At 41.7% G+C, this 5340-nt stretch carries 4 protein-coding genes and 1 pseudogene; 4 read left to right on the forward strand and 1 reads right to left on the reverse strand.

Annotation, left to right across the window (positions count from 1 at the left end; translation table 11 throughout):
- A partial coding sequence (locus tag QZ379_RS10855) for a TIM barrel protein (RefSeq protein WP_291564413.1) occupies nucleotides 1-844 on the forward strand: 844 nt, incomplete at its 5' end.
- A gap of 116 nt (nucleotides 845-960) precedes the next feature.
- Nucleotides 961-2439: a D-xylose transporter XylE gene (gene xylE / locus QZ379_RS10860; protein ID WP_291564415.1), complete on the forward strand. Its 1479-nt coding sequence runs from the start codon at nucleotides 961-963 to the stop codon at nucleotides 2437-2439.
- Between the two features lie 115 nt (nucleotides 2440-2554).
- Here the strand turns inward: xylE and QZ379_RS10865 are convergent, their stop codons facing one another.
- On the reverse strand, nucleotides 2555-3355 hold the full coding sequence (locus QZ379_RS10865; protein ID WP_291564417.1) for a M48 family metallopeptidase: 801 nt from the start codon (nucleotides 3353-3355) through the stop codon (nucleotides 2555-2557).
- 197 nt (nucleotides 3356-3552) lie between these two features.
- Between QZ379_RS10865 and QZ379_RS10870 the strand changes: the two genes are divergently transcribed.
- Both QZ379_RS10870 and QZ379_RS10875 read left to right on the forward strand, forming a co-directional pair.
- Nucleotides 3553-5058, forward strand: coding sequence for a 4Fe-4S binding protein (locus QZ379_RS10870; protein ID WP_291564420.1), 1506 nt, complete (start codon nucleotides 3553-3555; stop codon nucleotides 5056-5058).
- Nucleotides 5059-5076: 18 nt separating this feature from the next.
- A pseudogene (locus tag QZ379_RS10875) lies at nucleotides 5077-5340 on the forward strand (aldo/keto reductase); the annotation flags it as partial.

Consider the following 5340-nt stretch of genomic DNA (forward strand, 5'->3'; position numbering starts at 1 on the left):
AAACCCTGATTTCGATGTTGTAGCTCGTGCTGCTGTTCAGATTAAGAATGCTATCGACGCTACTATCGAACTTGGCGGTACTAACTATGTATTCTGGGGTGGTCGTGAAGGTTATATGTCACTTCTTAACACAGACCAGAAACGTGAAAAAGAACACTTGGCTCAGATGTTGACTCTTGCTCGCGACTATGCTCGTTCTAAAGGCTTTACCGGTACATTCCTTATCGAACCAAAACCAATGGAACCATCTAAGCACCAGTATGATGTTGACACTGAAACAGTTATCGGCTTCCTGAAAGCTCACAACCTTGACAAGGACTTCAAAGTTAATATCGAAGTAAACCACGCAACTCTTGCCGGTCACACATTCGAACACGAACTTGCAGTAGCTGTTGACAACGGTATGCTTGGTTCTATCGACGCTAACCGCGGTGACTATCAGAACGGATGGGATACAGACCAGTTCCCAATTGACAACTACGAACTGATTCAGGCTATGATGCAGATTATCCGTGGCGGTGGTCTTGGAAACGGTGGTACTAACTTCGACGCTAAGACCCGTCGTAACTCTACTGACCTTGAAGATATCTTCATCGCTCACATCGCAGGTATGGATGCTATGGCTCGCGCTCTTGAAAATGCAGCTCGTCTGCTCGAAGAATCTCCATACAAGAAGATGCTTGCTGACCGTTACTCTTCATTCGACAGCGGTAAGGGTAAAGAATTCGAAGAAGGAAAACTTACTCTTGAAGATGTTGTGGCTTATGCTAAGGCTAACGGCGAACCAAAACAGACAAGCGGTAAGCAGGAACTTTACGAGGCTATTGTAAATATGTATTGCTAATATCTGATTAGTAAAATAGTCAGAACATGGTCGGCGCACGGCTGTCGGCGGTTATAGACCTATGACAGCAGTGTACCGACTTCTTTCGTTTTTCATTAATTAAAAATCTTGTTATTATGAATAATACAGAAAAAGGCAGCAAAGCCTATCTCTTTTCCATAGTCCTCGTTGCTGTATTAGGCGGATTGTTGTTCGGATATGATACAGCCGTAATTTCCGGAGCTGAAAAAGGACTTCAGGCATTCTTTATGGGTGCAAGTGACTTTACTTATACAGATGCATGGCATGGCATTACTTCTTCAAGTGCGCTGATAGGTTGTATCATCGGTAGTGCCATATCGGGTTTCTTTGCATCACGTTTCGGACGTAAGAACTCGCTGTTTATGGCCGGTATTATGTTCTTCCTTTCAGCTTTAGGTTCTTATTGGCCGGAATTCCTTTTCTTCGATTATGGAAAACCTACATATTCATTATTGATAGCTTTCAACTTTTACCGTGTTTTAGGGGGAGTAGGTGTTGGTCTGGCTTCGGCTATTTGTCCTATGTATATAGCCGAGATTGCTCCAAGCAACATCCGCGGTACATTGGTTTCATGGAACCAGTTCGCAATCATATTCGGCCAGTTGGTGGTATATTTCGTCAATTTCCTTATTCTTGGCGACAATATAAACCCTGTAATCAAGGCAGTAGAAGGTGTTAATCAGATTTTAAATCCGGGAGAAGCTGCATGGACTATTGAAACAGGCTGGAGACTTATGTTCGTAAGCGAAGCCGTTCCTGCAGGACTTTTCACATTGCTCGTATTGCTTGTTCCTGAAACTCCGAGATATCTTGCCATGGTAGGTAAGGACGAAAAAGCATTGTTCGTATTGAGCAGAATCAATGGTCTGACTCAGGCTAAGGCTATTCTTCAGGACATCAAGGCTACAGCAGAAGAAAAGACTGAAAAGCTGTTCACTTACGGTTGGACCGTAATCTTCGTAGGTATAATGCTGAGTGTGTTCCAGCAGGCTGTAGGTATCAATGCCGTATTGTATTTCGCTCCTCGTATATTTGAAAGTATGGGAATGGGTAACCCTATGATTCAGACAGTATTTATGGGTGTGGTAAATATCCTGTTTACTCTGCTTGCAATATTTACAGTAGAACGTCTTGGAAGAAAACCTCTTCTGATATGGGGTTCTATAGGTATGGCTATCGGAGCTTTCGGCGTAGCATTGAGTAATGCCGTAACAGGTCTTCCTGCTATAGTACCTGTAGTCAGCATTATGATTTACAGTGCTTCGTTCATGTTCAGCTGGGGACCTATCTGCTGGGTTCTTATCGCAGAGATATTCCCTAATACTATTCGTGGCGGCGCCGTAGCCATAGCAGTGGCATTCCAGTGGATATTCAACTTCATAGTATCTTCTACATTCCTGCCTATGTATAACATGAGTGCCGGAGATATGGGAGTTAAGTTCGGTCATATGTTCGTGTACGGACTCTACGGAGTGATTTGTGTTATAGCAGCCGTATTCGTATGGAAAATGGTTCCAGAAACCAAAGGAAAGACTCTGGAAGACATGACAAGACTCTGGAAGAAACACAAGTAAATATACTGATGTTTATGAAATAAGAAAAGTCCGCTCAGGCTTGTGCCTTGGCGGATTTTTTTTGCGTTTTTAAAACGCTTCGTCGTTTGGGTCAAAACGTTTCGTCGTTCGACCTTTAACGCCCCGTCGTTTTATATTTCATCAGTTCGGGCAATATTCTCTTGATTTCGTTTATTCGGTGATCATCACTTGGATGTGTACTCATAAATTCAGGTACACCACCTCCGGACTGTGCCGACATCTTCTGCCAGAAATTGACAGCCACTTCCGGATTATATCCTGCTATAGTCATAAGGATAAGCCCCATATAGTCGGCTTCAAGTTCGTGGGTCCTTGAGAATGGCAGCATTACGCCGTATTGCGCTCCTATTCCGTACACGGTTCCTGCTACGTTCTTTACCATTGTACTTTTCTCAGATAGTGCAGCCGACAGTATTTGTGAACCGTATTGTGCCGCTATCTGCTGGCTCATTCTTTCATTGCTGTGTTTTGCTACCGCATGTGCCACTTCATGGCCTATCACGACAGCCAACTCATCGTCCGAACTTACCAGTTTCATCAGTCCTTCATATACCACGATTTTACCTCCCGGCATACAGAAGGCATTTACCTGTTTGTCGTTTATCAGATTGAATTCCCATGAGAAGTTCTTTATCTCATTTGTCATTCCCGACTGTCTGAGATAGGCTTCTGTTGCAGTTGCTATTTTTTGGCCTACACGCTTTACCATAGCCGTCTGTGATGACGATGTGGATTTCTTTGCGGTCTTTATGTAATCATTATATTGGGTAAGACTTGAGGTGAGGACTTCAGAATCGGAAACCAACAGTAGTTGTTTTCTTCCGGTTAATGGTACAGAACCGCAACTTGTCAGTAAATATATTGAAGCGCATAATAATAAATCTTTCTTTTTCATAACTTATGGTTTAAAAATATTTTGTGAGAGCAAATATGGTGAAAAAAAACTATTATTCAAAGTGAATATGCCTTTGAATCTTATCTATAATTAGTCTAATTTGATATCGTAATGACATATTGTCTTAGAAAATCTTTATTGTAAATCGTTTTTTCTTACTTTTGTACTAATTAGTATATAAATGACATTATTGTATTATGTTGAGAAAAATCAGACAAATTCTTGCATTAGTATTTTTTGTTAGTATTACATTATTGTTTCTTGATTTTACCGGTACTATACATACCTGGTTGGGTTGGATGGCAAAAATCCAATTCATGCCTGCTTTATTTGCTGTAAATACAGTGGTACTGGTTTTCCTGTTTTTACTTACATTAATTTTCGGTCGTGTATATTGCTCCGTTATCTGTCCATTGGGAGTAATGCAGGATGTGATATCACGCATTAGTGGAATGCGCAAGAAAAAGAAAAACAGATTTACATATTCTGTTGCTTATTTTTATTTGAGAAATATTGTATTGGCAATATTTATTGCGGCATTTTTCCTTGGTGCGGACTCGGTGGTCGCTTTGCTTTCCCCGTATAGCTCATATGGAAGGATAGCTTCTAATTTGCTGGCTCCGGTATGGCAGCTGGGTAATAATGTTCTTGCATACTTTGCGGAACGTGTAGACAGCTATGCTTTTTATTCTACAGAGGTTTGGATAAAGAGTCTCCCGACATTCATTATTGCTCTTGTCACATTTGTTGTCATATTTGTTTTAGCATGGCGTAACGGACGTACATACTGTAATACAATTTGTCCGGTCGGTACTATCTTAGGCTATATATCTCGTTTCTCATTTTTCAGAATTAAAATAGACAGTGATAAATGTAAAAACTGTCGTTTGTGTTCCAAGCAGTGTAAAGCATCTTGTATTGATATTAAGAATCACAATGTAGATTATACGCGCTGTGTAAGCTGTATGAATTGTCTTGATTCATGTAAGCATGGAGCAATACATTACGAATTCCGTTTTCATGGAAAGAAAAAAGATGAAAACGGGAAGGAAGAGTTTAAAACTGTAGAAACGGATAATTCAAGAAGAACTTTCCTTACAACAGCAGTTGCTGTGGCGGCAGGCAGTGCATTGAAAGCACAGGAGATGAAGGTGGATGGCGGACTGGCAAAGATTATAGACAAGAAAGTTCCTAAAAGAAACACGCCTATACTTCCTCCCGGAGCATTGAGCAAAAACAGTTTTGCCAAGAAGTGCACCGGATGTCAGTTGTGTGTTTCGGTATGCCCTAACCAGGTGCTTCGTCCTTCTGCGGATTTGATGAAACTGATGCAGCCGGAAATGTCATACGAGAAAGGTTATTGCCGTCCGGAATGTACCAAATGTTCTGAAGTATGTCCTACAGGTGCTATCAATCTCATTTCTATGGCAGACAAGGCTTCTACACAGATAGGTCATGCAGTATTTATAATGGAGAACTGCGTAGCTGTAAAAGATAAAGTGAACTGCGGTAACTGTGAGCGTCATTGTCCTACAGGAGCCATAACAATGATTCACAGTAAGGCCGGGGATAAGACTTCGCCTCAGATTCCTTCTGTCAATGTAGAACGCTGTATCGGCTGTGGAGCATGCGAGAATCTTTGTCCGTCACGCCCTTTCAGCGCAATTTATGTGGAAGGACATGAACGTCATAGAATGATTTGATAAAAAGGAGATTAGAGTATGGAAAAGAAAAATATAAACCGAAGAGATTTTATCAAGATAGTTGGTATCAGCACCGTCACAGTGAGCGGACTGTTCTATGGATGCGGAAAAGGCAAGTCTGAGGAAGGGACTGCTTCCGGTCCTTCAGTTCCGGTGCCTGTGGATAAGATGACATACCGTACTTCAGAGCGTGGTGACAAGGTTTCACTGTTGGGATATGGATGTATGCGCTGGCCGACTCTTCCTTCACCGGCAGGAGATGGAAATGTTATAGACCAGGAT

The sequence above is a fragment of the Bacteroides sp. genome, assembly GCF_019417265.1.
GTDB lineage: Bacteria > Bacteroidota > Bacteroidia > Bacteroidales > Bacteroidaceae > Phocaeicola.

What these genes read in the sequence shown, in the direction of transcription:
- xylE (WP_291564415.1), top strand. Translation starts at nt 961, where the DNA reads ATGAATAATACAGAAAAAGGCAGCAAAGCCTATCTCTTTTCCATAGTC.
- QZ379_RS10870 (WP_291564420.1), top strand. Translation starts at nt 3,553, where the DNA reads ATGTTGAGAAAAATCAGACAAATTCTTGCATTAGTATTTTTTGTTAGT.
- QZ379_RS10865 (WP_291564417.1), bottom strand. Translation starts at nt 3,355, where the DNA reads ATGAAAAAGAAAGATTTATTATTATGCGCTTCAATATATTTACTGACA.